Origin of the sequence: Leptospira semungkisensis, from assembly GCF_004770055.1 — a bacterium.
Taxonomy (GTDB): domain Bacteria; phylum Spirochaetota; class Leptospiria; order Leptospirales; family Leptospiraceae; genus Leptospira_B; species Leptospira_B semungkisensis.
The window spans coordinates 1-25,407 of the sequence record NZ_RQEP01000016.1 but is presented as its reverse complement, the minus strand read 5'-3'; the positions used below and the strand labels follow the sequence as shown (position 1 = coordinate 25,407).

Annotated in this window: 26 protein-coding genes; 13 read left to right on the top strand and 13 right to left on the bottom strand. The window is 42.3% G+C overall.

Annotated features, from left to right (window positions below):
* The first annotated feature begins 31 nt into the window (after positions 1 to 31).
* The 3 genes from EHO59_RS11135 (at position 32) to EHO59_RS11125 (ending at position 3,332) form a co-directional block, all read left to right on the top strand.
* A complete protein-coding gene (locus EHO59_RS11135; protein ID WP_135587987.1) occupies positions 32 to 820 on the top strand; it encodes a hypothetical protein in 789 nt (262 codons plus the stop codon).
* A gap of 138 nt (positions 821 to 958) precedes the next feature.
* On the top strand, positions 959 to 1,627 hold the full coding sequence (locus EHO59_RS11130) for a DUF4253 domain-containing protein (protein ID WP_135587985.1): 669 nt from the start codon (positions 959 to 961) through the stop codon (positions 1,625 to 1,627).
* 712 nt (positions 1,628 to 2,339) lie between these two features.
* Positions 2,340 to 3,332: a hypothetical protein gene (locus EHO59_RS11125; RefSeq protein WP_246052854.1), complete on the top strand. Its 993-nt coding sequence runs from the start codon at positions 2,340 to 2,342 to the stop codon at positions 3,330 to 3,332.
* Between the two features lie 24 nt (positions 3,333 to 3,356).
* Here the strand turns inward: EHO59_RS11125 and EHO59_RS11120 are convergent, their stop codons facing one another.
* Positions 3,357 to 3,581, bottom strand: coding sequence for a DUF1858 domain-containing protein (locus EHO59_RS11120; protein WP_135587981.1), 225 nt, complete (start codon positions 3,579 to 3,581; stop codon positions 3,357 to 3,359).
* A gap of 66 nt (positions 3,582 to 3,647) precedes the next feature.
* On the opposite strand from EHO59_RS11120, the gene EHO59_RS11115 reads away from it, so the two are divergent.
* Positions 3,648 to 4,049, top strand: a complete 402-nt coding sequence (locus EHO59_RS11115) for a 6-pyruvoyl trahydropterin synthase family protein (RefSeq protein WP_135587979.1) — start codon at positions 3,648 to 3,650, stop codon at positions 4,047 to 4,049.
* 17 nt (positions 4,050 to 4,066) lie between these two features.
* Here the strand turns inward: EHO59_RS11115 and EHO59_RS11110 are convergent, their stop codons facing one another.
* Positions 4,067 to 4,477 carry a hypothetical protein gene (locus tag EHO59_RS11110; protein WP_135587977.1) on the bottom strand — a complete coding sequence of 137 codons (411 nt, stop codon included), beginning with the start codon at positions 4,475 to 4,477 and terminating at the stop codon, positions 4,067 to 4,069.
* Between the two features lie 111 nt (positions 4,478 to 4,588).
* Between EHO59_RS11110 and EHO59_RS11105 the strand changes: the two genes are divergently transcribed.
* Positions 4,589 to 6,553: an acetoacetate--CoA ligase gene (locus EHO59_RS11105; protein WP_135587975.1), complete on the top strand. Its 1,965-nt coding sequence runs from the start codon at positions 4,589 to 4,591 to the stop codon at positions 6,551 to 6,553.
* Between the two features lies 1 nt (position 6,554).
* Here the strand turns inward: EHO59_RS11105 and EHO59_RS11100 are convergent, their stop codons facing one another.
* From EHO59_RS11100 to EHO59_RS11085, 4 genes are read right to left on the bottom strand one after another with little or no spacing between them, the layout of a single operon-like run.
* Positions 6,555 to 6,896, bottom strand: coding sequence for a hypothetical protein (locus EHO59_RS11100; protein WP_135587973.1), 342 nt, complete (start codon positions 6,894 to 6,896; stop codon positions 6,555 to 6,557).
* Positions 6,893 to 7,435: an RNA polymerase sigma factor gene (locus tag EHO59_RS11095; RefSeq protein WP_135587971.1), complete on the bottom strand. Its 543-nt coding sequence runs from the start codon at positions 7,433 to 7,435 to the stop codon at positions 6,893 to 6,895. Before EHO59_RS11095 ends, EHO59_RS11100 begins: the two co-directional genes overlap by 4 nt.
* Positions 7,432 to 8,007, bottom strand: a complete 576-nt coding sequence (locus EHO59_RS11090; RefSeq protein WP_246052852.1) for a Spy/CpxP family protein refolding chaperone — start codon at positions 8,005 to 8,007, stop codon at positions 7,432 to 7,434. The genes EHO59_RS11095 and EHO59_RS11090 overlap by 4 nt, the downstream gene beginning before the upstream one ends.
* A 40-nt stretch (positions 8,008 to 8,047) precedes the next feature.
* Positions 8,048 to 8,719 (bottom strand): LIC10920 family plasminogen-binding lipoprotein, encoded by a 672-nt coding sequence (locus EHO59_RS11085; protein WP_342776319.1) that lies wholly within the window; start codon positions 8,717 to 8,719, stop codon positions 8,048 to 8,050.
* A 230-nt stretch (positions 8,720 to 8,949) separates the two neighbouring features.
* On the opposite strand from EHO59_RS11085, the gene EHO59_RS11080 reads away from it, so the two are divergent.
* Together EHO59_RS11080 and EHO59_RS11075 are read left to right on the top strand one after the other, a co-directional pair.
* Positions 8,950 to 9,810, top strand: a complete 861-nt coding sequence (locus tag EHO59_RS11080) for a substrate-binding periplasmic protein (protein WP_135587967.1) — start codon at positions 8,950 to 8,952, stop codon at positions 9,808 to 9,810.
* A gap of 18 nt (positions 9,811 to 9,828) precedes the next feature.
* A complete protein-coding gene (locus tag EHO59_RS11075; RefSeq protein ID WP_135587965.1) occupies positions 9,829 to 10,695 on the top strand; it encodes an MBL fold metallo-hydrolase in 867 nt (288 codons plus the stop codon).
* A 50-nt stretch (positions 10,696 to 10,745) separates the two neighbouring features.
* On the opposite strand, the gene EHO59_RS11070 is transcribed toward EHO59_RS11075, so the two are convergent.
* The gene (locus EHO59_RS11070; protein ID WP_135587963.1) at positions 10,746 to 11,369 is read right to left on the bottom strand and encodes a lytic transglycosylase domain-containing protein; all 624 of its coding nucleotides are present in this window, start codon (positions 11,367 to 11,369) and stop codon (positions 10,746 to 10,748) included.
* Positions 11,370 to 12,066: 697 nt separating this feature from the next.
* Here EHO59_RS11070 and EHO59_RS11065 point away from each other — a divergent pair.
* The gene (locus EHO59_RS11065; protein WP_246052848.1) at positions 12,067 to 12,795 is read left to right on the top strand and encodes a matrixin family metalloprotease; all 729 of its coding nucleotides are present in this window, start codon (positions 12,067 to 12,069) and stop codon (positions 12,793 to 12,795) included.
* Between the two features lie 75 nt (positions 12,796 to 12,870).
* Here EHO59_RS11065 and EHO59_RS11060 read toward each other — a convergent pair whose 3' ends face one another.
* Both EHO59_RS11060 and bcp read right to left on the bottom strand, forming a co-directional pair.
* A complete protein-coding gene (locus EHO59_RS11060; protein ID WP_135587961.1) occupies positions 12,871 to 14,364 on the bottom strand; it encodes a leucyl aminopeptidase in 1,494 nt (497 codons plus the stop codon).
* Positions 14,361 to 14,840, bottom strand: a complete 480-nt coding sequence (gene bcp, locus EHO59_RS11055) for a thioredoxin-dependent thiol peroxidase (protein ID WP_135587959.1) — start codon at positions 14,838 to 14,840, stop codon at positions 14,361 to 14,363. Before bcp ends, EHO59_RS11060 begins: the two co-directional genes overlap by 4 nt.
* A 58-nt stretch (positions 14,841 to 14,898) precedes the next feature.
* On the opposite strand from bcp, the gene EHO59_RS11050 reads away from it, so the two are divergent.
* Complete coding sequence (locus EHO59_RS11050) at positions 14,899 to 15,339, top strand: hypothetical protein (protein ID WP_135587957.1); 441 nt, start codon at positions 14,899 to 14,901, stop codon at positions 15,337 to 15,339.
* A gap of 67 nt (positions 15,340 to 15,406) precedes the next feature.
* Complete coding sequence (locus EHO59_RS11045) at positions 15,407 to 16,660, top strand: glycosyl hydrolase family 18 protein (RefSeq protein ID WP_135588091.1); 1,254 nt, start codon at positions 15,407 to 15,409, stop codon at positions 16,658 to 16,660.
* A gap of 75 nt (positions 16,661 to 16,735) precedes the next feature.
* Here EHO59_RS11045 and EHO59_RS11040 read toward each other — a convergent pair whose 3' ends face one another.
* On the bottom strand, positions 16,736 to 17,908 hold the full coding sequence (locus EHO59_RS11040; protein WP_135587955.1) for an acyl-CoA dehydrogenase family protein: 1,173 nt from the start codon (positions 17,906 to 17,908) through the stop codon (positions 16,736 to 16,738).
* 110 nt (positions 17,909 to 18,018) lie between these two features.
* Complete coding sequence (locus EHO59_RS11035) at positions 18,019 to 18,813, bottom strand: crotonase/enoyl-CoA hydratase family protein (RefSeq protein ID WP_135587953.1); 795 nt, start codon at positions 18,811 to 18,813, stop codon at positions 18,019 to 18,021.
* A 208-nt stretch (positions 18,814 to 19,021) separates the two neighbouring features.
* Here EHO59_RS11035 and EHO59_RS11030 point away from each other — a divergent pair, with 208 nt between their 5' ends.
* The 3 genes from EHO59_RS11030 (at position 19,022) to EHO59_RS11020 (ending at position 22,648) form a co-directional block, all read left to right on the top strand.
* Positions 19,022 to 20,158: a helix-turn-helix domain-containing protein gene (locus tag EHO59_RS11030; RefSeq protein ID WP_135587951.1), complete on the top strand. Its 1,137-nt coding sequence runs from the start codon at positions 19,022 to 19,024 to the stop codon at positions 20,156 to 20,158.
* Positions 20,159 to 20,270: 112 nt separating this feature from the next.
* A complete protein-coding gene (locus EHO59_RS11025) occupies positions 20,271 to 21,335 on the top strand; it encodes a fatty acid desaturase (protein WP_135587949.1) in 1,065 nt (354 codons plus the stop codon).
* Positions 21,336 to 21,430: 95 nt separating this feature from the next.
* Positions 21,431 to 22,648 (top strand): condensation domain-containing protein, encoded by a 1,218-nt coding sequence (locus tag EHO59_RS11020; RefSeq protein ID WP_246052847.1) that lies wholly within the window; start codon positions 21,431 to 21,433, stop codon positions 22,646 to 22,648.
* 164 nt (positions 22,649 to 22,812) lie between these two features.
* Here the strand turns inward: EHO59_RS11020 and EHO59_RS11015 are convergent, their stop codons facing one another.
* Positions 22,813 to 23,220 carry a hypothetical protein gene (locus EHO59_RS11015; protein WP_135587945.1) on the bottom strand — a complete coding sequence of 136 codons (408 nt, stop codon included), beginning with the start codon at positions 23,218 to 23,220 and terminating at the stop codon, positions 22,813 to 22,815.
* 10 nt (positions 23,221 to 23,230) lie between these two features.
* Entirely contained in the window at positions 23,231 to 24,688 is a 1,458-nt protein-coding gene (locus EHO59_RS11010; protein ID WP_135587943.1) for an APC family permease, read from the bottom strand.
* Positions 24,689 to 25,407 lie beyond the last annotated feature (719 nt).

Sequence of the window (25,407 nt, the reverse complement as noted above, 5' to 3'; positions counted from 1 at the left end):
CTTCGGGAAAACCGATATTTAAGATACTAGCATGGAAAGAGTAAAGGATTCCAGATTTCTCTTCGACTTGAAGCGCAAGTTTCGCTATATTTTGGAAGAAGTAGAGAAGAATACCTTCGACCAAAACTCAGAAGTGAGAGAGTTGGAATCCTTGTGGGAAGAAATGTTCGAAGTCGCTTCCCGAAATGACACTCCTTATTTTAAAGCAAGGCTTTCTAATTTAAAAAGACAGCTCGATGGCTTTGTGAAAACTAAAGCATACGAAAAGAGCGAATTTGATCGGATCTATAGACAGCTCGAAAAGATCCGAAAAGACGATACTGTAGAATTTCTGGATGAGTCTATGCGTTCTACGATCGCTAGGATTTCAGAGAATACTACTCGTCTTCCTATTGCTTCTTCTTCCAATCTGGAGCCAGGATCCTTGGGCGGGATTCCGCTTCTTCTTACATTCAGATGTGGCACGGTTCATTTCATTATCAAGTCCGGACCTAAAAAAGTTTTTCGTAATATAAATCGAAACAAAGACAAGGTTCTCTATGATGGAAAGAAGTATCCTATCTTTCCTACAAGGTCTATTTACTTTTCTTGGGAAGGAGAAGAAAGAGCCTGGGAAACGGAACCTGGAAATCTTTTGATGATACGTTATCCGGAAGGTGTCCGCTTCTTCAGATGCGATGCGATAGGAGATACATTTCGCATTCCCGAAGATACGTTTAAAAGACGACTCATGCCTACGGATAAACAAGGCGGAGATATCAGATATTATTTCCGTAAGGCTGGAATTCGATATTATTATATTCCTCAGAAAGGCGAATAATTGGTTCTTTCAACCATCTTTCCTCTGCCAAGAAAAATCCGAATATTTCTAATTTGATTTTATAAGCTCTTTACGCAATTTTCGTCCTACTAGTTAGGATCTTAGAAATTCAAGATCCAATTACTTGAAGGAAACATTATGCATTTTACTACTCTTGATGCAGAGGCTGCACTCGAAAGTGCTCTTGCGTCAATCGGCTCATCCGAAAGACTTTTAATTTGTGGTAGACCAGACGAAAAAGAAAACCTGCAGGAAATGATCGATCTTTCTACGGATAGTGAAAGCTCGATATTGGAGATGAGTAAACAAGTCGATATAGATGCATGGTTCACTGAGCGAAAGAAAATTTACTCGGAAGAATGGGAAGAATTCGGTGAATCTGAATCTGAAATCTTAGGAGCTTGGCCTGAAGAACCCTTAGTACTACATTCGATCTCATTACACAAAGATATTCTTACTGTAAACTTTCTGCCGAAAGTTACTGTTGCCCATGTCTCCGTCGCTCATCCTTGGGAAATACCGGCAAAACTTAAATACGGCGGTTGGAATGAATGCCCTGAGCCGGCTATCCATTGCGCATTGTGGAAGCGATGGCATGAACGTTATGGCGCCGAAATTGTTGGTTGTTCGCATAACGTCATTGAGGCGATTGTAGCAAGGCCGCCCATCAATCAGGCCGACGCCTTGGCTTTAGCTTGGGAGCAGTTCTTTTATTGCCCAGATATTGTGTATCAAGGAGTTGCCTCGGTATCCAATCTAGCGTCTACTTTGATGAACCACAAAACTTGGTATTTTTGGTGGGATTGATGGGCAAAATGCTATTCTTACTTGGCAGAATAGCGATTAGAAATTCGACAGAATATGCAGGTTTACTAATTCAGAATATTTATGGTTTCTCTATATGAAGATACTATTATACATACCGCAAGTAGTTAGCTACGGTCTTTTTTGGTTATGCACAGCATTTTCAATAGGCATGAGTCATAATAGCGGCTATCCTGTTCTGGATTCAAATAACTATTATATTGTTATTAGTGAACTTATTGGATTTTTTCTATTGGCCAGAACGACCAATATACAGTATAAATTTATAATACTCTTTTTTACTTCTCCCTTTGTTTGTGCAGATACTAGCCGAAGGATATTGTTGACCAAAATCTCTTCATTGGGAGGGCCAGAGGGATTAATCTTAGGATTTTTGCCGCTTATCATTGTTATTTTGATAACGATGTTTACCAAGATTGAATAATTTTCATTTTCTTACCAAGAAAGAATATGGAACTGTCATTGGCAAATTAGATCTTATCTGCACTAGCTTAACGCACGTCTAATCGAGGTTTTACGAAAATCGTTTGCAATTTTTTAGAAACACCGGAGAATCCGAATCTCATTTGTTTCTATTTTTAGAATGAACGACCCTGTAATTCATAATTCCTCTTTCTGGGACAATTGGACTTTTGAAAGCCTATCTCGTTTGCATTCAGAGGGCCTTGATTTTTCAAACTCAAAACGATTACGAGTGGATCGAAACGAGAACACATATCATTGGGAAGAGATTAGTGAGGCATGTGTTCAAATAGAGAGCTTATTCAGTCTAGTTAACGAGCTCGTGCTGAGAGAGAAAATTTTCTACGATAGCAAATTCTCAGAAGGATGGAAATCCTTTGAAAGACTGAATTCCTTGGACGGGACTCTGCTTGTTCCTGTGGATATTCCCACATTCAATCCTATTGTTGCGGCATCTAGGAACCAAGCCTTGGAATTATTATGTGTAACCGACACGATGAGGCAGCATCAAAAAGAAAATCTGATCGGCTATCAAGAAACGAGAAAGTCTCCTCATGAACATTTTGGCCAAGTGGTTTGGGGAACCGCAGGAAATTTCGGAAGAAGTTCCTTCTTAGGAGCGCATTACGTGCCTCATCCAATCCGATCCTTCCTATTAGAAGAAACTGGTTTCTTGAAGCCGGGCGTAGATATGGGAACTGATGTGCAAGAATGGGTGAACGAAGAAAGAGTAAAGCTATTTGCTGGTTTAACTCCTCTTGGAAAGATGCATAGCTTTGAATTGATCCTTCCTCCCTTGGTTGCAGAAGTATTGGAATCTTCTTCCAATCTTTCCGAAGTTCTGGATGCTTCTCTCGAGCTTAGACAGAAATACAAAAAGATCCGCGAATGGATCGGAGAATATCAAGCTGCGATAGAGAACGAAGATCCAGCGAGTGTTTCCAATTTCAAAAAGACCTTAGAGTTAGTGAGTAAGGATCTGGAAACAATGAGAAAAGGAAACGAGCTTGGAGATACGAGTGTAGGAATTTCTTTTCTAAGCTTCAAGCTTCCCACTCCTAAGCTTCCGGATATTCGAAGATTTTGGGGGATTAGAAGCGCATTAAACAAATTGCTTTTGAATCGAAAAGGAGAGAAGGCCCTGACCAGGCTTTTAAGTTGGTTGGATTGTGAAGGAGAAAGAGAGGTGGAACTGATCAAGGATCACTTTCATTCCCAAAAGTGATCCCGACAGAGGGAAGAAGTGAGATTACTCTCCGTCTTCCAAAAGATTATTTAAGCTTTCGAGAAGAACGTCTACTTCGACACCGTAGCCCATGCAAACTTGTTCAATAGTCTCTAATTCATTGATAGAACAGTGAGAGCATCCACCTAAATGATAGCTGGAGAATACTAGTCCCGCTTCAGGATGGAGTCCGATCGCTTCTCCGACCGTCATTTCCTTAAAAAATCTTGGCTTGACCGCTTCCGACATGTGGAAAATCTCCTAATGGTATTGGTTTCTTCCAGTATATAGACTCCCTAGGCGTAAGTCAATTCCATGTTTTTTCAAGAAACGGGCAAATTCTACATTCGGATCGAAGAAAGATTCGAATCCGCACATTATCTTTATAAGTATTTCCCGGATGGTTCCGATGAGCCTATCCACGGGCATTCCTTTAAGGTGGAGGTCTATCTTTCGGGAAAGGACAATATCCGAGAAGATGGGATCAGTTTCGACTTCTTAACCTCAAAGCTTCGTTTAAAAGAGTTGGTGTCCGAGTTAGACCATATTCTGATCAACGATCACCCGGACTTTAAGACGATTAACCCGACTTCTGAGAATATGGCTCGCTGGTTTTATTTTGGATTAAAGGAAAGCGTGATCGCTGCGAATGGAAAGGTAGAACGCATCGTTGTCCATGAAGGCCCTGAGAATTTGGCCTACTTCGAGCCGACCTGAAGCGAAGTAGAGTTTGGTCAGAATTTGCCGTAGGTAAAAAGAAAGATCAAGTTCGAGACTGCATACGCTACGGTAAAATAGAATCCCATCCTAAGCGGCCTTGGCAAACGCATCACTCCACAGAGAACAAAATGCACCGCTAAAAAACCTAAAGCTAGAGTATTGGTCCAAAGGACTGCACGCACAGGCTCCGGTTCCGCTCCATACAGAAGAAGCAACACCGTAGGAAGAAGTCCCAGAAAACTCATGAAACCGCCAGTCGCGATCCAGATCATTAATATCATTCTGGATTGTCTTTCATCAGGATGTTGAAAGACTGAGATCGCTCCACCTACGATCAATTGGTGCAAGAATCCGTGAAAGGCATACACTAAACTCACGCAAAGAAAAATAATAGTGGGAAGGTTGAGATGACTAAGATCTGACAAGGGCGGTTCTCCGAACGTCTTTCACCTCGCAAATCTTACATCTGCCTTCGCTCTTCACAACCAATTTACTGTTGACCTCTAGTTGAAAAATACGAGCATATTAGCCCGACTATGAATCGACTCCTCTGGACTCCCAAACAAGACTCCATACAGAATTCTAGAATGACCGATTTCCAAAACTTTGTGGAAAAAACGATCGGCAAAAAATTCAAAAACTACTCCGAGCTACACTCCTGGTCTGTGCATGATCTAAATCAATTTTGGGGAACCCTCTGGGATTATGCTCCTGTGATACATTCCCAAAAATACGAAGAGGTCTTTCGATCCGGTGCTAGATTCAGGGATGCTAAATTCTTTCCTGGAGCTAAACTGAATTTTGCGGAAAATCTTTTAAGAAAGAAAGATGAAAGTCTCGCTCTATTTTATAGAGGAGAAAGTGGAGCAGAAGCACAACTAACTTACTCTGAGTTATATAAAAGGGTAGGTGCCTTAGCAGCTTATTTGATCTCGGAAGGAGTTGGACCAGGAGATAGAGTGGCTGGTCTGATGCCGAATGTTCCTGATACTGTTTTAGGTATGCTTGCTACAACCAGCATCGGAGCAATATGGACCTCCTGCTCTCCTGATTTCGGCGCAAAGGGTGTTCTGGATCGTTTCGGACAGATCCGACCTAAGATACTCATTAGCACCGATAGATACGAGTTTAAAGGAAAGTCTCTTCCCTTATCAGGGATTGTTACTGAAATTGCAGCCCAGCTCCCGGATCTGAAAAAGATCCTAATCGGAGAATATCCTAGTATTGAATCTAAAAGTTTGGAAAAGAGAATGGAATCCTTTCCAAAGAATTCAATTCCATTAGAAGAATCTTATAAACCATTTTGGGGAAAGGAGCCGAGCTTCTTTCAGACTACTTTCGATCATCCTGTATATATCATGTATTCTTCGGGAACCACCGGGCTTCCTAAATGTATGGTCCAAGGCTCAGGCGTCTTTCTGAATCATTGGAAAGAACTCGCTCTTCATTCTGATTTGAGAGAAGGAGACGGGATATTCTATTATACTACCTGTGGATGGATGATGTGGAATTGGCTTGTGAGCTCTCTTTCTATAGGAGCTACGGTGCATTTATTTGATGGGAATCCATTTCATCCTAGTCCGGAAGTCCTTTTTAAATACGCAGCGGATAGAAAAATCAAGATCTTTGGAGTAGGAGCAAAATACATACTTACTCTTGAAAAGGACAAATACAAACCTTCTTCGGATCTGAGTTCTATAGGAGCCGTTCTTTCTACAGGATCACCTTTGCCGGGATACGGTTTCGAATATGTGTATGATTCTTGGGGTAAGGGGTTAAGGCTTTCTTCCATCTCGGGAGGCACAGATCTGAACGGATGCTTTGCATTAGGAAATCCGAATCTTCCGGTTCACGCTTCCGAATTGCAATCCTTGGGGCTTGGAATGGCGGTTGAGATCTTTGATGATTCCGGCAAACCGATACATGAACAAAAGGGAGAACTCGTTTGCACGAAGCCATTCCCTTCTATGCCTTTGGAATTTTGGAATGACTCTGACGGAAAAAAATATGAGGGAGCTTACTTCGATACCTTTCCGAATATTTGGAGACATGGAGATTTTGCGGAGATCTTATCCAACGGAGGAATGGTCGTTTATGGACGATCGGACGCTACCTTGAATCCGGGAGGAGTTCGTATCGGAACCGCCGACTTGTATAGTTTGCTCGAAACGATTTCGGAGATCGGAGATTCAGTAGTGATCGGGCAGGAATGGAAAGACGATGTAAGAGTGGTGTTATTCTTAAAGATGTCTCCCGAATCTAACCTCACTCCCGAATTAGAAGCAAGGATTCGAAAAGATATCAAGGAGAAGGTCTCGCCTAGACATGTGCCGGCAAAGATCGTACAAGTAGCCGATATCCCTTATACCCGAAACATGAAAAAGGTAGAGATCGCAGTCAAGAAAACCGTGCAAGGCGAACCAGTTACGAACAAGGACGCCTTGATAAACCCGGAAGCATTAGAATATTATAAAAATCTTCCGCAGTTATCCGTAGATTGATTTATCTTTCGGTAAACGAAGTTTCGATGATCAGATCCGTATCTTCCCATACGTATTCTGTCTCGACTGGAGAAGCGATCAATTCGGCAGCCGGATTGGAAAGTCCAGAAAATGAGTCCTGAGATTCTTTTTGGCTGCGGGAATAATAAGAGGCTAACACTGCGGTAAGACCTATAAGAAGAACCGCTGCGATCGCTTTCCAAGCGAACTCCAAATTTGCAGGTTTGGTTTTTTTATGCTCTGCCTGAGCGATAATCCTTTTTGCAATTCTGCGAGAGAAGTCGGGATCTTGGATCAGTCTTTCTACTGTCTGGTCTAGTTCCGATTCGGATTGGTTCTTCATTTCTTACCTCCTTGGTCTTTTCGATTCGAGTTCGTGAATCGAGATAACCATTCTTTTCCGCGAGAGATCCGAGACTTCACTGTTCCTTCGGAGATCTCAAGCTTCTGCGCTATGGATTCTAATTTCTCTCCAGCTAGCCGTAACATCATAGTTTCTTTATATGGCGAAGGCAAGAGATTAATATGCAACTCCAGCCATTTCCTTTTATCTTCGTCCAAATTCTCGTTAGGCAATTCCCAATCGTCTTTTCTGCCTAACACTATGATCTCCGCTTTTAGTCGAGAGTATGCCTTGCCTTCTCGGTTCCATTTCCGAATCGCTCTTCTGCATTCATTCCTTGCGGCCACATACAACCAACGATTCAATTCTCCTATTTCTAAGAGAGGTCTGTTTCTAAAGGTTAAGTAATAGCGCAGATATGTATCCTGGGCCAGATCTTCGACCAAGGACGCCATATCAGAAGCAATATGCCTTTGAATGGATCTCAGGACAGTTTGCTTACTTGATTCGATTGCGAAGGCTAATTCAGATTCCGTCATATACCTTTACAGTCCCGATCTCCGGGAGGCCCGGGGGGACGATGAGGAGGAGGGAAATGGTCCCTTCTATCCTTAATCCTTTGGATCCTCTCTTTGTGAAGTTGGGTTAGTTTTTGTTTTTGATCATGGTTTAAAAAGGACTCGAATTCCAGTCTGCCTTGTATATGCAGAATTCTTAATTCAAGTTGAAGATCTCCGATTTCCTTCAGTTTAGAACGAACCGCACTCATGTCTACTTTAGGAGATTCTAATAGTTTTCTTAAATCTTCATGAAGGTTCGGGAGCTTATCGCTCATTGCTTTGGTTGTAGAGAATCTTTTCTCTCTTGCAGCCTTAGCCTTATCGATCTGTTCTTGGGTCATCCCGAGTTCCTTGGCGAACTTTTCGAAATCTCTCCCTTCTTCTCTTCTTGGTCCATGGCCATGACCTGGACCTCCCGGTCCGGGGCCGTATAGATCGAAAGGTTCCGGGCCGAAAGGAGGGGGCGGGGGAGGAGGATCCGCAAGGAGCAGATTGGAACTTCCCGTTACTAGGAGTATGAGTAGAAATTTTTTTATAGTATTCGGTTTCAAAACGAAATCCTCTTCTTTTATTTTATGACGAAATGTTTCTCTATTGTGTTGTACTAGAACTGGAAGAACTGCTTGAAGAAACAGTATTACTCGTGCAATTCACTTCTCCCTGGATGCTGACCGAAGGTCCTGTAATCGACTGAGTATTATAACAAGTGGTTCCATCTTGAGTATAGCACATGCTTGTAGAAGTTGCCGAAGTGCAATTGATGAAGTCCACAGTATAGCATTGGGTCAGAGCAAGAGCAGCACTTCCACTCGCGACCGCTGTTCCCACCAGATCCAATGTAACGGTTAAATAAGAAAGTGCTTGAGAAGAAGTTACACTTGTATCTACAGGCACGCCACTTCCTCCCCAATAGATCTTACCGTAGTTGGAAACCACGGCCTTAGTGCCGATCCCTCCAGAAAAAGAAAAGCCTTGGGTAGAATCGATTGAGCCTTGGTTCTGGGTGCTATCGTATAAGAATTTCAAATAAATATATTCCCCGCTCGTAAAATACAAACGGCTGATCACGGTAAATAGACTCGTGGTGCTCGTAGTCGAAGTGGTTGTTGTAGTGGTAGTCGTTGAAGAACTGGAACTGTAAGGACTTGCAGTTCCGCAGCTTGCAGTCTTGTCCATGTCTACTGTTCCATCTATACTGAATGCTTCTCCGTCTCCGTAAACGGTTAAGTTTACTTTATCCGAACTTGCATTTTGGCAAACGATGAATACGGAAGAAAAAAATAAACAGGCAGCGCCAAAGTGAAATATTGTGCGAGTGAGATCGTAGTGCGGGGAATTCCTGCTGATCCGTTTTTTTCTCTCTTGCAAACCGAGGTCCCGTCTTCTTCCTTTATATATTAAAACCCGGGCAGACCAAAACGTTCCCGATTTTCGAATAAAAAAGGAAGAAGATCCTAAGATCCGAAATCGAATTATTTTTTCTTGATCCGTCGATGCTCGTTTTCTATAAAAGAACCGTGGTCGGTAGATTTGTAATTGTCCTTCTTCTTCTCTCTTTTTTTCCACTTAGCACAGAAGAGGGAACCTTCTCCCGATTGGATGAGATCAAAAAAAGGGGAGAATTAAAAGTTTCCGGAAACAGAAACTACGAGCCTTTTTATATAGCGGATCCTAAGGACGGATATCCTGGATTCGATGCGGAGTTGGGAAAGAAATACGCTGATTTTATCGGAGTTAAATATACGTTCGCAAATCTTCCTGAATTCGAGGATTATGCGGAAGCAATGAAGAACGGCGATATAGATATCGCTCTTGCAGGTTTAAGTTCTACATTAGAAAGATCTAAAAGAGGAAGGTTTAGTTCTCCTTATCTTATCTCTACTCCCGGGGCATTAGTGAACAAGAATGCGATCCCGCCTCCTCCTGAAGGAAATATTATCTCCACCGTATATTTCAGAAGTTTAAAGGACTTAGAAAATATCAGCGGGCTCAGTTTTGCGGTCCGAGCGTTTTCGAGTAGCCATGAATATATCATGAGAGCATTTCCGAATTCTCGTATCTTTACATACGGCTCCTCCGATGCGGCTTGGGATGCAGTAAGGGAAGGAAAGGCAAATTGTTTCGTAGGGGATTCTCTTTATATCAAGGGTCATATTTTAAAGCAGCCTGCTATCCTTTCCAATTACAGGGCTTTGATAGAGCCTGTCCAAGAAAATCATGTCAGTGCATTTTTGCCGAAGGGAGATATTATATTCGGACGCAATTTCGATTTCTTCCTTTCTGAAATGAAAAGGACAGGAGAATTGAAAGCACTCGAGGATAAGTATTTCAACAGAAGTGGTTGGGTGAAGTAGCTTTCCAGTCTAAGTAACATGGCAACTCTTTCTAAGAGAAGACCCGAAAATCAAGTCGGTCCGTTCTATGTAGACTCTAGTTGTATAGATTGCGAGACTTGTCGTATTCTCGCTCCGCAGGTGTTCGGCGAGGATCGAATCGGTTCCTTTGTTCAAAAACAACCTGAATCGGAGCTGGAAACTTTTCAAGCATTGCAGGCTTTGGTTTCTTGTCCCACTGCTTCGATCGGCACGGAAGATCGTTTGGATTTACAAGAGGCAAAGGCTTCCTTTCCTCGAAAGATTGCAGACAGTGTATATCATTGTGGGTTTCATTCTAAATCTTCTTTCGGTGCCTTCTCTTATTTAATTGTAAGGGAAGAAGGGAACATACTCATAGATTCTCCCAGATACATTCCTTCCTTAGCAGAGAAAATTAAAAGCTTAGGGGGAATTCGCTACCATTTCCTGACTCATAGGGACGATATCGCCGATCACGAAAAATTCCACCAGGAGTTCGGAACTCAGAGAATCATTCATGAAGGAGATCTTTCTTCCTTACCCGAAGCAGAAATCGTAATACATGGAAATGATCCTTATTCGCTTGCGAAGGATCTGGTCATTCTTCCGGGACCTGGACATACAAAGGGTCATAGCACCTTATTGTATAAGAACGAATTTCTGTTCACTGGAGATCATCTTGCATTTGATCCTAAGAAGGAAAGGTTGATCGCGTTCAGAAATGCCTGCTGGTATTCTTGGGAGAAGCAGACCGAATCCATGAGGCTCTTAGAAAAATACGACTTTGAATGGGTTCTCCCTGGTCATGGGCATCCGACTCATGCGGATCGAGAGAAGATGAAGGAGATGCTCCGTTCCTGCATTTCCTGGATGGAAAGCAGGTAGAGTGCTGCCCGGTTAGATCTTTGAACCGGGCAAGGCAGAGGGTTTCGAACTTAATTCCTACTGCCTAGATAATCTGCTTGGGTGGAGAAAATATTCTCCGCATAGGAAGGAACTCCTCCCCATTTCTTGACTGCGCCAGGGCCTGCGTTGTAAGAGAGTAGGGCTCTTCTTACATCTCCCTTTTCGGTTTCCAGAAGGTGGTTCAGATAAGAAACTCCCAGATGGATATTCGTTTCCGTCTCGAATAAGTCCTTTTCTTTCACCGTCTTTCCTTCCCAGGAACCGATCCAAGCACCTGTGCCCGGCATAATCTGCATATATCCCCTGGCATTCTTCTTGGATCTGGCCTTCTTATAGAATTCCGACTCGGTCCATATCAATCCAAGTAGCAGGCCGACCTTCTCTCCCTTCTCGCAATATAGGCCGCAGGCGGAATCTTCGATCCGTAGGGACTCCTTTTGCACTGTTTGGGTGAGTAATTCCAGCTCTTCTTCTTTTATGCTGGGCCTTTGGGAGGCGATGAATTCCCGGATATAGCTGATTTCCGGTTTTGGACCCGGAGAAGTTCCATTTCCCTCGAATAGGGATCCCGTGATTGGGGCAACCAATGACTGGTACACCATGGGTAGGGCAGCTATGAATATGTATCTTTTTCTAACTTTGGGCTGGAGCATTTGTTTCTTCCAACTTGGTTTATTGTGCAATGCACTATATATGACCATTCTTTTTGCAGCGCACTACGGGACAAGTAAAAAATCAAAAATCGGGAGTTCCTACAGGGATAAGGAGGAAGGGGGAAAATCCAGGCGGGAAGAATTGAATTCCCTTCAAAATGGAGAACCGCTCTCAAATTGGATCCTAAATCAGTCCTGAATTCCTATTTCGGGAATGAAAAACTTGGAATTTAGAGTGAGAAATCGCTCTTAACTTTGTCAGAAATTTATTTCCAAAACTCAGATATACCTTTCGGTATAAGAGAAGAAAAAAACTAAAACGAAAGTAGGAGCGTACTAAGATAAACAAAATAGAAAGAAATTGACTAACCTGAAATGAGTATTTCTCTTTGCGTTCCCTTCTCAAAATCATTTCAAAAAAATAAGATATAACATTCGATTTATATAATATACAAAATTTTCGGAAAAAATTTTTTTTATGCAAAATCGGCCGTGCTCAATCGTCTTAAATTTTAGAACCGGGGATTCGTTGAGCAGACGATCCAGAAAAAAAGAAAAATAAAACTCTCTCTCGCACTTAGAAAAACAAAAGGCGTCTGAGAAATTTTTAAAAGATACACCAAGCAAGCTAAACTTAGCTAATCGCGATTCGATCTTAAAAAAAATTCAGGGATCGGATTTTTCTGGGGAAATTCTAATGAGGGTATCTTTCTCTTTATTGTTTATTTGGTTTATTACGTTTACTTACTGTTCTCAAATGGATACTCCTACCGGAGATCTTACTTGGGAAGAAAAACAAGTCCTTTGGATGATGTATGGTAAGGAAATGAAGAATGGCCTAGATCTTACCCAAGCCGCCGCTCAAAAGTGGGGAATGGGAATCGATATGTATCCCGCAAAAGTAAGAGTCGATAGAATGCGAAACACGATCGTATTCACCGAATCTCATAAATGCAATGTAGAAGGGATCGCTCCTAAAAGCATAGCAGCATGTGAGATATTTTCTTCGACTCCGTTTTATTTGGCGGCATGTTCCGTTAGTGCAGACATTCATATAGAAAGCAGCGTGATCTTCATCTTCTCTGATCGAGTAGAAGCTACTGCTCAGACAATGATGAATGACGGTGATGGAACTGATCCTAAGGATTATATCGAGGCAACCTTAGCGCATGAGATTGGACATTGCCTGGGACTGCGTCATTCTCCGGATCCACAAGATCTGATGTTCCCTGTATTGACTGGAAAAGTTTTTCAGCCTAGTGAATCAGAGATGGGTGCTGCGCATAACTTATATGATGATAAAGCAAACGATCCGGGGCTGGCTCCTAAATCCAATTTGTATACCAAGCAATCCGATTATACATACTTAAGACAATATACGGTTCCTTCCTTCGCCGTATTCGGAAATATAAATTTTAAAAGTTAGAAGATCGAACATCCCAGAACGGATCATATCCGGTTCGATCTTCTAATAGGTGCAAATCGAAATTCGCCGGGGATTCTAGGCTCCCCGGTTTTTTTCAAGCTTCTCTGCTAGGTCCACTAATAAACGAACTCCATAACCGCTCGGTCCGTTCCCGATCTGAGTACCAGAAGATTTCTTTCTCCATGCGGTTCCCGCAATATCTATATGAGCCCAGTCTATCCCTGCATCTACGAATCTCTCTAAGTATTTTCCTGCGGAGAGACTTCCACCTGGACGGCCTGCAATATTCCTAAGATCTGCAATATCGCTCTTTAGATCTTCGCCATATTCGTCCCAAAGCGGGAGATTCCAGGTCCTTTCGTCGGAAGAAGAGGAGGCATCGTCCAATAAGGAACGAAGTTTGTCGGAATTACTCATCACTCCTGCTGCCTCATGTCCGAGTGAGATGATGATTGCTCCAGTCAAGGTAGCAAGATCTATCATGTAGTCCGGTTTGTATTTCTTTCCTATATAAGAAAGAACATCGCCTAAGACAAGGCGTCCTTCTGCGTCAGTGTTCTGCACTTCTACAGTGAGTCCGTTATGAGCGGTATACACATCTCCCGGCTTTAGAGCAGCAGCATCCGGCATATTTTCGGCTACTCCGATGGCTGCAATCACAGGAACAGAAAGTCCTAGTTCAGCAATTGCTCCGATCGCATGAATGACCGCGGCAGCGCCACACATATCATACTTCATTTCATGCATGTCTTGTGCAGGTTTGATACTAATACCTCCTGAATCGAAGGTGAGCCCCTTTCCGATCAGAGCCAGTTTCTTTTTGGATTTAGGCTTAGGAGGATTGTACTCGAGGACGATCATTTTAGGTTTTTTATCAGAGCCTTGGCTGACCGCGAGGATTCCTCCCATCTTTTCTTTCTTAAGTTGGGGTTCGTCAAAGACAGTGATCTTAAGTCCTGTTTCCTTTGCGATTTCCTTGGATCGAGATACAAATTCTTCAGGAGTGAAATGATTTGCAGGAAGATGAGCGATATATCTGGCGCCGTTCACATATTTGCTCACCGCTCTAGATTTATCTAAGCCAGCTTTGGCTGATTTCTCCGCGCCTTGGTCTTCTAATAAGAAAGTTACCGTTCCGAATTTTAATTTTCTATCTTTGAAATCTTTGGTAAGCACATTGATCGGAAAGGCTCCTAGATCAATGGAGTTAGCGATCTGATATACGAGTGTCGAAGGAGATAAGGTTTTCGTTAAGAAGCGGGTAAGCTTAATTTCCAGCCCGACAGAATCCCATTTGCGAAGCTTCTCTCCTATAGAAAGGAATAGATGAGCCACCGATCGAATGCTTACCTTAGATGGATCTCCTAGGCCTAGATAGATGATTCGTTCGGATTCATCCGTAAAACTTTGTCCGGACTCTCCTGTAAAGATGGAGGCACGGATCTGTTCTCCAAACTTAGTCTCTAATTCTTTAGGAAGACTGTCTTTAGTGACTGGTATGATCTTGTATACGTTCTTAGAGGAATTCTTTCCGATTGCAAAATTGATTTTGGATTTTTCTATCTTCATTTTTTATCTATCGCCTTGATATCTCCGAGTATCTCGTCCACATGTCCCTTTACACTTACCTTAGGATAAACCTTCTGGATCTTCAGATCTGTTCCGATTAGGAAAGTGGTTCGAACAATCCCCATGAATTCTCTTCCCATGAACTTCTTGAGTTGCCAGACTCCATAGGCCTCGCAAATGCTTCCGTCCTCGTCCGCAAGAAGGGTAAAGTTGAGTTCCTGTTTTTCAATAAATTTCTGGTGGGATTTCACCGAGTCCTTGGAGACTCCGACTACATTATAGCCTTCCTTCTTCAGTCTTGCGAAATTATCTCGGAAGTCGCAAGCCTCAGTGGTGCAGCCAGGGGTTTGGTCCTTAGGATAAAAATATAATACCAATCCCTTCTTTCCGACCAGGTCCTTAAGGGAGACTTTCTGTCCTTCTTCGTTTACGCTAGTAAAACTGGGAGCCTTGGCACCCTCTTTTAAATTGCTCATACAGAAGACAAATGATAGGGAACTCGGGAACTATACAAGATTTTTTGTTTTTCGAGCCATGATAGAAGCTGGGAATCCGGCTAAAAAGCCTTGCGAAATTCTAAAATCCGTCGATAGTTTGAGTATGGATCCGAAGGAAAGAATGGAGCTCATCCGCCAAGGAAATCAGGCCTTTAACGACGGAGATATTCGTAAGGCTAGAGAATGCTTTCTGAAAACCGAATATAAAGACGGGCTCATTCGTTTGGGTGACCATTTTATGTTCGAGAAAAAACTTCCGATCCTTGCCTACGGTTACTATAAAAAGGCAGGCTATCAAAGAAGGATTGATGAGATCTTTCAAAGAATGCTTTGGGCTCTGTCTCAATGGATCGGTCCGGATAAGTTTAAGGTCCAAGAGCCGGAGAGAAAGGCTCCTGATCCGGAAGATTTTACTGTGCATCCTATTCTTCGCCAAACCGCTTTGGACATTCTGAAGAAGAACGGAATCTCCATTTAAACGTCATTCTACTTGCGTTTGGGATTTGAATTGAGAATTTGTACCTCGATTGAATCCCAGCTCTAAAATAAAACTCTCCCTTATCCTGTTCCTTCTTCTTTGCGCAAGCTTAGCTCTTGTTCTATTCGTCTTACCTAGCAAGGAAGAAAATCAGATCTCCGCCGAGACCCCTAAAATAGAAAGAATGAGGGCATCTACCTGGTCCCAGGATTTCTTTGCGATGATGAAGTATGTGCATCTCTACGATGAGATGCATCCATTCATCTATAATTTAGAAGGGGGAAGGAGGAATACCGGACGCATTCTCTCCGTCTGGAAACCGGACGAGATCGCAGAAAGGATGCAATGGCTGAGGCTCATGTCTCCAAGAACCTTGATCATTCCCACTATCTTTCGTTGGGAAAATGATTTTGAGAAGGTCGCAGATGTGATCGGACTGAATGGTAATACAAAGGTCCGTGACTTTCATATCCAATTCATCCTGAAAGAAGTGGATAAATACGGATACGACGGGATCGATATAGACTATGAGGGAATGACCTGCGAGAAGAAAGAAGTATTTCAGGAATTTTTAATATTACTTCGAGACGAGCTTCATAAGCGGGGAAAGCTTCTTTCGGTCGCCATTCATCCTAAGACAGTCGCAGAAAAACCTTCTGTCTATCCTTGCAAAGGATTAAAATCTCCCATCCAAGTCGATTTTTACGAAGCATATAGAGGACAGCTTACTCACGACTATGAGTTTCTCGGAAAAGTCGCGGATAAGGTAAAGATCATGGCTTACGAACTGCATCCTCGCAAGAACGGATTTCCCGGGCCTGGGCCTCAGGCTCCTGATTGGTGGATTGACAGGATCCTTGAATATGCCTCCGAAAGAATTCCAAATGAGAAATTGTACATGGCAATTCCTACGTACGGATACGATTGGCCTTTGAATTGTGATATAGATTCCAAGTCGGTGTATTATTCTAGAGCGAAGTGGATCCAGGATAAGATGGCTCCCCGAAAGGAAGAACCGACAGATGTTTTGGAGATCTTTAAGACCCAATCCAAATTGGGAGACTGGAAATATTTAAGACCTTATTTATATAGGCATGAAGGACATGTATATTCGGATCCTTCTCTTTGGTATAGAATGGGTGGCTGCGATCGGGTCGCTTTTTATATGAACCGGTCGGCCTTCGAAGCCAAGATGAAAATATTAGAGAAATATAAAATTCGCGGATTTTCCTTCTGGCAATTGATCGAGGATAACGATCCGGACATAAACAAATATCTAGAAGAGAAATTAGGAGAAGCGGATCCTAAGAATAAGAACTAAAAAATTCAGAATCCGAGACGATATCTATATTCGGGTTTTGAATAGTAAGGCTTCCTGTTTTGGAAGCCAAATAGTTTAAGCTCCTTTCATGATGCTTCCGGAGATGATGAGCTTCTGGATCTCGCTCGTTCCTCCTCCGATCTCACCCAGTCTCACGTCTCTATACAAACGAGAAACCTTGTACTCGTCCATGAAGCCTGCTCCTCCGTGGATCTGAACTGCAAGGTTTGTGACTTCTCTCGCGGCAGTGGTTGCAAATAATTTGCAAGCGGCACATTTGCCTGCAAGGCTCATATTGCCTTTTCCTTCTAAATCGCTTTTTTCCATTTCCCAAGCAACATTGTATGTCAGCCATTTCGCTGCCTCATACTTGGAATAGATCTCCGCTAACATAAATGCCACTCCCTGGTGTTGGGAGATCGATTTTCCAAAGCTTTTGCGAGAAGAGGAAAATACCTTGGATTCATCCAGGCAAGCCTTCATGACTCCAAGAGAATAAGCAGCCAAGGAAAGACGTTCTGCATTGAATGTTTGCATGGTCTGACGAAAACCTTTACCAAGTTTTCCTAATATATTTTCTTCGGGGATCTCTACTTCTTCAAAGAATAATGCGCCTGTAGGGGATGCCTTTAATCCCATTTTGTCCATGGGCGTTGATCTAGAGACTCCTTTGCTGTTTAGATCTAGAATGAAATGAGTTAAACCTTTTTCTTTTCCGGATTCGTCTTGAGCTCGAGCTAGTACGAGACAGTAATCAGCATTCGGTGCATTCGTAATGTACGTCTTCTGACCGGAAAGAATGTAACGATCTGATCCAGTCTTTCTCGCGAGAGAAGTGACTGCAGCTACGTCCGAGCCTCCGTCAGGTTCCGTTACACCCAAGGATCCTATCTTCTTTCCGGAAATGATATCCGGGAGATATTTTGCCTTTTGTTCTTCGGTCCCAAAATGTTTTAGAGGAAGGCCGAATAGTCCTGCGGATGCTCCCGCGCTAAAAAAAGTGGAGCCGCAAAATTCGGAAACAATCTCCATTGCAAGAGTGCTTAAGAATACTCCTGCACCCTGTCCTCCATACTCGCCTTCATGAAGAAGGCCTAGATAACCCGCCTCTCCGAGCTTAGTATAATGAGATCTTGGAAATTCTTTTTTCTTATCCGCTTCTTCCGCATACGGATGAATTTCCTTTTTACAAAAATTACGAAAGGATTCAGTGAACTCATGTTCATCGGGAGAAAGATTGAAATCCATATTGGTCCTCTATATTGCAGCTAGGCTTCGAAATTCTATAGCCAAGGCAAGAAGAATTCGATAATGAGAGGACCGAATACTGTTCGGATCAAATTTTGATTCGTCTTTTCTTATTTTCCTTTGAACACTCCCGCTCTTTTTTCTAAAAAGGAACGAACTCCTTCCTGACCGTCCGGAGATTTTAAGTTTTCGATGGTGATAGAAAATAATTCCGAGATGGCAGGGACTTGGCCTTCCTCTAAAGCTTTTCGAGCATTTGCGATGCTTGCTTGTACTGCGAGGGGAGCTTGGGCGGAGATCTTCTCTGCAAGTTCGAATGCTCTTGGGAGTAGATCTTTTTTGGGTAAGACTTCCTGCGCGATTCCTAAACGATAGGCTTCCTTGGCATCGAAAGTATCTCCAGTGAGTATGTATTTCATTGCGTTTCCCCAACCAGCAGTTCTAACGAATCGAATGGTTGCTCCCCCAAAAGGAGGAATTCCTCTTTGTACTTCCAATTGAGCGAATACGGTTTTATCGGCTGCGAGACCAATATCGCAAGCAAGCATGAGCTCTATTCCTAACGTTAGGCAAAATCCGTGGACGGCGCAGATCACTGGCTTCTTTCTAACTCTTTTTGTTTCACCAGTGTCCCAAGGATTGATCGTATTTGGGGTAAAAAGACTTCTTCGTTCTTCTAAGAGAGCGCCAGCTACTTCTTGTAATTCTAAACCGAAGGTAAAATGCAAACCGTTCGCATAGATAACGGCGCATCTTGCATCCGGATCGTCCTCGTACTTCGTGAGAGCGTCACTTAACTCAAAGATCATTTGAGTATTCATTGCATTCCTTTCACTTGGTCGATTTAGAATGATTGAAAATACGTGACCCTTCTTTTCCGTGAGAATATAAGTATATGATGTCATGATCCTTCTCCGCAACAGATTATAGAGGCATATCCTTACATATTGTATTTTCTCTGTCTTCAGTTTTTTAAAGATTGATATCAAACAAGTAGTTTCGATTCGAAACAATTCATCTTTCCACTGCTTCCTTCATTCTTACCGAACACCGGTTTTTAGGTATATTAGGAGAGTTGACAGTCCAAACGAATCGAAGATAAAGCCTTCCTGAATGCAAAATTTGTCGATATCCATTCCGGCTTGGCTATCCGATCATCCGGTTCTATGGGTTCCCGTTTCTTTTTCTATTTTTGGGACGTACTTGGGGCCTCTTCTTTGTATAGGCCAGAATGTGCTGGAGAGAAAGACCGCTTTAAATAGGCTTCTTTCGCTTTTGTTTATTTGTTTAGGTTTGCTGCAAGTCAGCGGGCTCTGCTTTATATTCGGATTATATACTCTTCCTCATTTGATCTTATTGCATATTCCCGTACTGAGTTCGATCGGACCGATCCTATACGGGATCCATAAGATCATCCAAAATTCGGAAGTGGAAAAATCCGCCTTCGGGTTAAGTGCGAAACACGCAGTTCTTCCTTCTATCGTTTGGTTTTTCTTTTTTCTCAGCTTTCTTCCTGGAGAAGAAAAGATCAAAGAAGGAATTCTGATCTTTGCAAGCGACAGTCGTGCTTATGATTTCATATTTTATATTCCTCTAATTATCCTTGCCGGATATATATTAGGACTCTTACGAGGAACTAGGATCCTTTTTAAATTCGGAGTATTGAAGGAAGAATGGACTGCGAGAGTCCTACTTTACATTATCATTGCCACTATATTGAATCACTCGATAGGCGGTCTCTTCTTGCTCGGAAAGAATTCTATCTTTCTTTTAATTAGCGCCTCGATGATGGCATTGAGTCTTTGTGTTTCTTATCTAATCGGAAGAAGATATCCTGCGTATTTTCAAAATTTGCAAGAGGTGGCGAGGGTCACAAATCAGAAATACGCAAGGTCCTTATTGCAGGGAATGGATATGCAGGTTCTGAGAGAGAATCTTCTGCAAACCATGGAGAGAGAAAAGTTATTTAAGGAAGAAGAGTTGAGCTTGGCAAGTCTTGCGGATGAATTGGGTCTTTCTTCTCATCAACTTTCAGAACTGATCAATCAGGAAATGGGAAAGAATTTTTCTGCATTCGTAAATGAGTATCGTATCAAGGAAGCTTGTCACCTTCTTTTGGAAACCGAAGATAGATCTATTTTAGATATCGCCTACGAAGTGGGATTTCGCAGTAAAACTTCCTTCCACCGAGCATTTACGAAGCAAGTAGGAGTGCCTCCATCCGAATTTAGGGAGAAAAAGGGAAAGTGATCGTCCCAGAATATCATTTAGTACCGAAGTGCCGGTTTCGGTTTATAGAATGGAACGACTGGATTTCGAATCTGGGTATAATAGAGCCCACTTGAGTTCATCGGAGTCATCAATGAGTTCCTTAGTTTTAGATAGAAAGCCTGCTGCGAACAGGATACCCGAAAAGGAAAAAACAAAGCGCATAATTAAATGGATCCGCTATTCGGATGCAAAGTTAAGAAAGAGATTCTCTTTCTTGAAATATCAAAATGCGATCGGCTTTGGGATCACTATGGGTTCTGCAGGAGGGATGATCCTTCTTGGCACATTGTATGTTCTGGACCTGATCCCTTTCTGGGCTTGTATCATTGGAAACGGGATCCTAGCTTCCTTCCTTCATGAGATGGAACATGATTTGATCCATAGCATTTACTTTAAAGAAAGTCCTAAGATGCAAAACTTTCTATTTTGGATGGTTTGGTTATTCCGAGCGAATACAGTCAATCCTTGGTTTAGAAAAGAGATCCACCTTCTTCATCATAAACTTTCCGGAAACAAGGAGGATATTGAAGAAAGATTCATAAGTAACGGAATGCCTTGGGGACTTCGTAGGATCTTAGTAATGGTAGATCCAATCATGGCAGTTGTATTGCAAGGGCCGAAGATCCGTAAAGATGCGATCTATTATTTGAGAAAGATAAAATCCTCTCCTATCAAAGGACCATATAGGGCTACTTATCTTTTACTTTGGTATTCTTTCTTAGGCTGGGGACTATTCTCATTGGTCAATTTGGCTTTAGGCAATCCTATCCAAGAGACTGGAATCGCCGCGAGCATTCATCATTTCTTAAATACTGCTGCCGTCGTATATTTGATTCCTTGCTGGTTAAGACAGTCTGCGATCCAGATCGTTTCTTCTAATATGCATTATTACGGAGATGTAAAGAGTTTGTATCAGCAAACCCAAGTGTTGGATTCATGGTGGATACTTCCCTTACATTTATTCTGTTTTAATTTCGGGGCGACTCACGGGATCCATCATTTTGTAGTAACCCAACCATTCTACCTAAGACAAGCAGTTGCGCCGAGAGTAAGACCGATCCTTAAAAAATATGGCATACGTTTTAACGATTTTGAGAGCATGACAAGGGCAAATCGATATGAAAAAGAGATTGAATCGATTCCCGCTACCGCGTAGATTATATCCGGATATACATGCAGAATTTGCAAGAACCGGAAAGACTTAAAACAAACTTCCTCCGCTCATTAGATCAAGCGGAGGCAAACTTTTGGTTGTACGACCGATCATCTTCCATGAATTTCAGCGTGATGTTAGAAGGAGAAGGAAACTTCTCCGAAGAACAATTTCGCAAAGGCCTGGACTATGTACAGTCCAAACACGTGTTAGCTAAGGCGCAGATCTTAAAACAGGTGGGAGAAGATTCTCATCTCTATTTCGCTCGCTCTGAGAAGAAGATACCGATCCAAAAAGAAAAGTATTCCTCCGATTGGAAGACTAAGCTCGCAAAGGAAACCATTCGACTCTTTAGCTTAGAAGATTCTCCTTTGATTCGCGCAATCTTGTATGAATCGGAAGGATCCAAGTTTGCGTTGGGGATCATCTTTCATCATAGCATGTCGGACGGCCGTTCCGGTTGTCATTTTTTATTGGATGTTGTAAAGGCTAGCTTTTCGGAAGAAGAAGTGGGAGTTCCTACGGAACCGATCGAATTTTCTTCCCTTATGGATCTATATCCAGCAGAGGAATTATACAAGAGTGATAAGAAGAGCGACAAGCCTCTCTCTGTTCCTCAATTCCAGAGAAAAAATGGAGAAGCGGATCCTCAGATTGTAAGCCTCTCGATAGAAGAAGATAAGCTGACCTCTCTCATTCAGAACGTAAAGCAGAAGGGAATGTCGGTGCACGGATTCTTAGGAGCAGTGCAGATCACAGCCTTCTCTAAATTTTTTCCGAAACACCAAGAAGGAGTCTTGTATTTATCAACTCCAGTAGATCTTCGCCCTTACCTAAGTCATACAGTGCCTGATTCTGCCTTGGGACTTTATATTTCGCTATTCACAACGATAGTCGATCTTAGAGATTCATTTCAAGAAAAGGCGATGACTGTTATCAAAGATATCAAGGCTCGACTTGCAAAGAGAGAAGGGCGTGCTTTTTACGAACTTCTTCCTCCGCCTGAGCAATTCTTGGAAAGAGAAGATGGGATGAGAGTCTTCAACTCTCTGATGATCCGTAATCCGCAATCAAGCGTGATCAGCAATGTGGGAATTATTCCCGACCTAAATATAGAAGGATTGAAAGTGAAAGAGCTTTCGTTTACGGTTCATCCGGCTTTGACTCAGAAGCTCTTTACTACTGTTACTACTTTCGAAAATAAAATGACGATCAATATGAACTTTGATCGTTCTCGCTGGAAGACGGAAGATATGGATCTTTTTGTTTCTTCCTTTGAGGATGCATTGTATAAGAACTCAGGTTTGAATCGGTAGTTTGTAGGAACTGTTGCGCGTTTTCGGAAAGGCCCCCGCCCTGATTCGGGAGGGGGGAGTGGCCCGTGGGTTTGCTTTCGTCCGTATATCACAAATGCTTGTTATTCGCAAGGCATTTTATTACCGCTATTTTACGTGGGAACTGTTTTAGCTACAGCTAAGATTTAGAAGGGAAGGATCCTTCTTCGATTAGGAAAGACCCTTCTTCCCAAAATCCAGCCGCTGATCAGAAAAATAAATCCAAAGATAGAGATCCAATTCAACCAAGGATTGGGTTCCGTCTCTGCTAAGACTGGAATTTGAAGCAGAAGTCCAGCGAGGATTACGATTGTGTGGATCTCTGCGAGCTTAGATTTTTCTTCCGATAGATAGTTTCCTAATCCTCCTCCAGTGAGAAAAGCTATAGCTCCAAGAAGCGCACCAATCCTTCCTATATGGATCGGCTCTAAGGCAAACGGAAGTATATTATAATAATTGAATATATTAGTAAGAGGACGGAAAAATAAGAAGAATAGAGACAATATTCCGATATAGCGATGTGTTCTAAGCCTTGTCTTTGGAGAGATTTCCAAAGGAAGAACCTCAGTTTCTATTTCCGCTAATTACAGGGACTCGTTCTTTTTCGGCTACAAGACTAACCACTGGCGCTTCCGGAAGGATTTCTGAAACTGCAAATCCTTCTCGAGGAAGTTTTGATTTGCTATTTTTGAAATAATAATACATCGGAACACTTAGCAATGTAAAGCCAAGTCCCCATAGAGCCTCTGCAGGTTTACTCCATACAAGACTTGTGATGATTAGAATATTAAAGAGTATATATAAATAGGTGGAATACGGATAGCCTGGTATTTTGAATTCGGTTCTTAAATGTCTCTTTTCGAAGATGATCGGAGTATAGGCTGTGATCGTAGCTAACAATAAGGTGGAGCAAGTGATCAAGTAGAGCAAGGATTCGATTTCCTTTACAAAACAGAACAAACATGCATAAGCGAATTGGAAGGCCAAGGATTTATAAGGGCTATGATACTTGGGATGAAGCTTGGACATGCTCGGGAAGAAGAACCCGTCTCTTGCCATTGCGAAGTAAATTCGTGATCCACCGATAATATACGCAGAGATTCCTCCCATGAAAACCCAGCAGATAAATGCGGTTACGAATAATTTTACTTCTTTTCCGAACAAAAATCCGGACGCGGTAACTCCGATCTTCTCATCGCCTGCTAATACATGGCTCGGAGCGGAACTTAAATATAAGAAGTTAATCAAAACGTAAAGTAATGTCACCAAGGAGCAAGAGACAAGCACCGATTTGTATATGTTTTTGTCTGGATCTTTGACTTCTTCTGCAACGTAAGTGATCATATTCCATCCCAAATAAGAGAAGGTAACAGGGATTACTCCTGCTAATAAGAGGCCCCATTCTTGAGGTGCAGAAGGGATTAGGGAGAAGGATTCGAAATTGCCAACATCATAGTTACCGATCGTTAATCCTAATACGACGAATGCTACTAAGCCTAAAATTTTGAAAGTAGTGAAGAAGTTCTGGATCCTGGATGCAATTCCAATCCCGAAAAAGTTGACGATCGTGAAGAATAGGATCGTCGATATCCCTATGATCTGAGCATTCCCCATCGAAAAGGTGATGCCTAAGAATTTGGTTTCTATATAATAAAAATCTAAAGCTGGATCAAGTATAGATAAGAGTGTTTTGGAAAATGCAATTGCAGAAAGAGAGATGGATGCGGAGAAGTTTACGGAGAGAGATAGCCATCCGCTGGAAAAAGCGACGATAGGGGAATACGCCTCTTTTAAATAAACGTAATCTCCTCCTGCATAAGGGAAGATACTCGCCGATTTTGCGTAACTCATTGCTCCGGCTACTGCCAGAAAACCTCCGAGTATCCAGCAGAAAAGCGCCAGATTCGGGTTTGGGATTTGGCTAAGGATATAGCCGGTTGTGATAAAAACCCCTGGTCCTACCATCGAACTGAACATAAGGGAGATGGAATCGTATAGATTAAGGGACCGTTGGAGTTTCATTGTAGATTTTGGTCAAAATGAGTCGTTTCGATCCGTTCACAAGACTTTTTCTAGCTGTATAAAATGTGGAAGGCTTGGTTTGCCGAATCGCAGAAAGGGGAGTTGGTATGTAAATATGTGGGAACTCTCCGTTGCTCTTTTGCGCCCCCGCCCAGGGCTTGGGTGGGGGGAGCGGTTCGTGGGAGTGGCCTTGTGCTCCCCCCATATCACATCCAGCCTTTCCATACAACAACCTTCCCGTTTAAGCGCGGAATTCTGATTACCAGTGCGCGTTTCCTTTTTCATTCTCTTGTTATTGCTTCATTATTAAATATTATAATTTTATAATATTATTTTTCTATGTCTCGAAGTCTTCGAATTGCTTTCAGGGTTCGTTCCTTATTCCTGCATTATGTCACATTACTTATCCTCTTCTCAAGAAAACGAATTGTAAAACTTGGTGAAAAATCTATAAAAACAGTTTGACGGGTCGGGTCGATTTCGTATCTTGGTCTTCTGGCCGTTTTCACTGCCAGTAACTGAAGCACCATGAAAGGAACGGCATTTGCCCTTCCGATCGTGGAGCCGAAGGAAGAAAGTAGTTCTTTTACAACTTAATAACTGCGAATGAGAAATTAAATTTTTTATTAGCTGAGGTTAATCATTGGTGATGAGTTCGCCATTGATATAATAATCTCGAACACTAAGAAAACAAATTAGCTACACTCATTCTACAATAT

Excerpts from the sequence above, each read along its gene's own strand:
- EHO59_RS11075 (WP_135587965.1), top strand. The coding sequence starts at position 9,829 with ATGGCAACTCTTTCTAAGAGAAGACCCGAAAATCAAGTCGGTCCGTTC.
- EHO59_RS11130 (WP_135587985.1), top strand. The coding sequence starts at position 959 with ATGCATTTTACTACTCTTGATGCAGAGGCTGCACTCGAAAGTGCTCTT.
- EHO59_RS11035 (WP_135587953.1), bottom strand. The coding sequence starts at position 18,813 with ATGACATCATATACTTATATTCTCACGGAAAAGAAGGGTCACGTATTT.
- EHO59_RS11050 (WP_135587957.1), top strand. The coding sequence starts at position 14,899 with ATGATAGAAGCTGGGAATCCGGCTAAAAAGCCTTGCGAAATTCTAAAA.
- EHO59_RS11100 (WP_135587973.1), bottom strand. The coding sequence starts at position 6,896 with ATGAAGAACCAATCCGAATCGGAACTAGACCAGACAGTAGAAAGACTG.
- EHO59_RS11120 (WP_135587981.1), bottom strand. The coding sequence starts at position 3,581 with ATGTCGGAAGCGGTCAAGCCAAGATTTTTTAAGGAAATGACGGTCGGA.
- bcp (WP_135587959.1), bottom strand. The coding sequence starts at position 14,840 with ATGAGCAATTTAAAAGAGGGTGCCAAGGCTCCCAGTTTTACTAGCGTA.
- EHO59_RS11060 (WP_135587961.1), bottom strand. The coding sequence starts at position 14,364 with ATGAAGATAGAAAAATCCAAAATCAATTTTGCAATCGGAAAGAATTCC.
- EHO59_RS11095 (WP_135587971.1), bottom strand. The coding sequence starts at position 7,435 with ATGACGGAATCTGAATTAGCCTTCGCAATCGAATCAAGTAAGCAAACT.
- EHO59_RS11025 (WP_135587949.1), top strand. The coding sequence starts at position 20,271 with ATGAGTTCCTTAGTTTTAGATAGAAAGCCTGCTGCGAACAGGATACCC.
- EHO59_RS11135 (WP_135587987.1), top strand. The coding sequence starts at position 32 with ATGGAAAGAGTAAAGGATTCCAGATTTCTCTTCGACTTGAAGCGCAAG.
- EHO59_RS11105 (WP_135587975.1), top strand. The coding sequence starts at position 4,589 with ATGAATCGACTCCTCTGGACTCCCAAACAAGACTCCATACAGAATTCT.
- EHO59_RS11010 (WP_135587943.1), bottom strand. The coding sequence starts at position 24,688 with ATGAAACTCCAACGGTCCCTTAATCTATACGATTCCATCTCCCTTATG.
- EHO59_RS11115 (WP_135587979.1), top strand. The coding sequence starts at position 3,648 with ATGTTTTTTCAAGAAACGGGCAAATTCTACATTCGGATCGAAGAAAGA.
- EHO59_RS11040 (WP_135587955.1), bottom strand. The coding sequence starts at position 17,908 with ATGGATTTCAATCTTTCTCCCGATGAACATGAGTTCACTGAATCCTTT.
- EHO59_RS11080 (WP_135587967.1), top strand. The coding sequence starts at position 8,950 with ATGCTCGTTTTCTATAAAAGAACCGTGGTCGGTAGATTTGTAATTGTC.
- EHO59_RS11070 (WP_135587963.1), bottom strand. The coding sequence starts at position 11,369 with ATGCTCCAGCCCAAAGTTAGAAAAAGATACATATTCATAGCTGCCCTA.
- EHO59_RS11065 (WP_246052848.1), top strand. The coding sequence starts at position 12,067 with ATGAGGGTATCTTTCTCTTTATTGTTTATTTGGTTTATTACGTTTACT.
- EHO59_RS11030 (WP_135587951.1), top strand. The coding sequence starts at position 19,022 with ATGCAAAATTTGTCGATATCCATTCCGGCTTGGCTATCCGATCATCCG.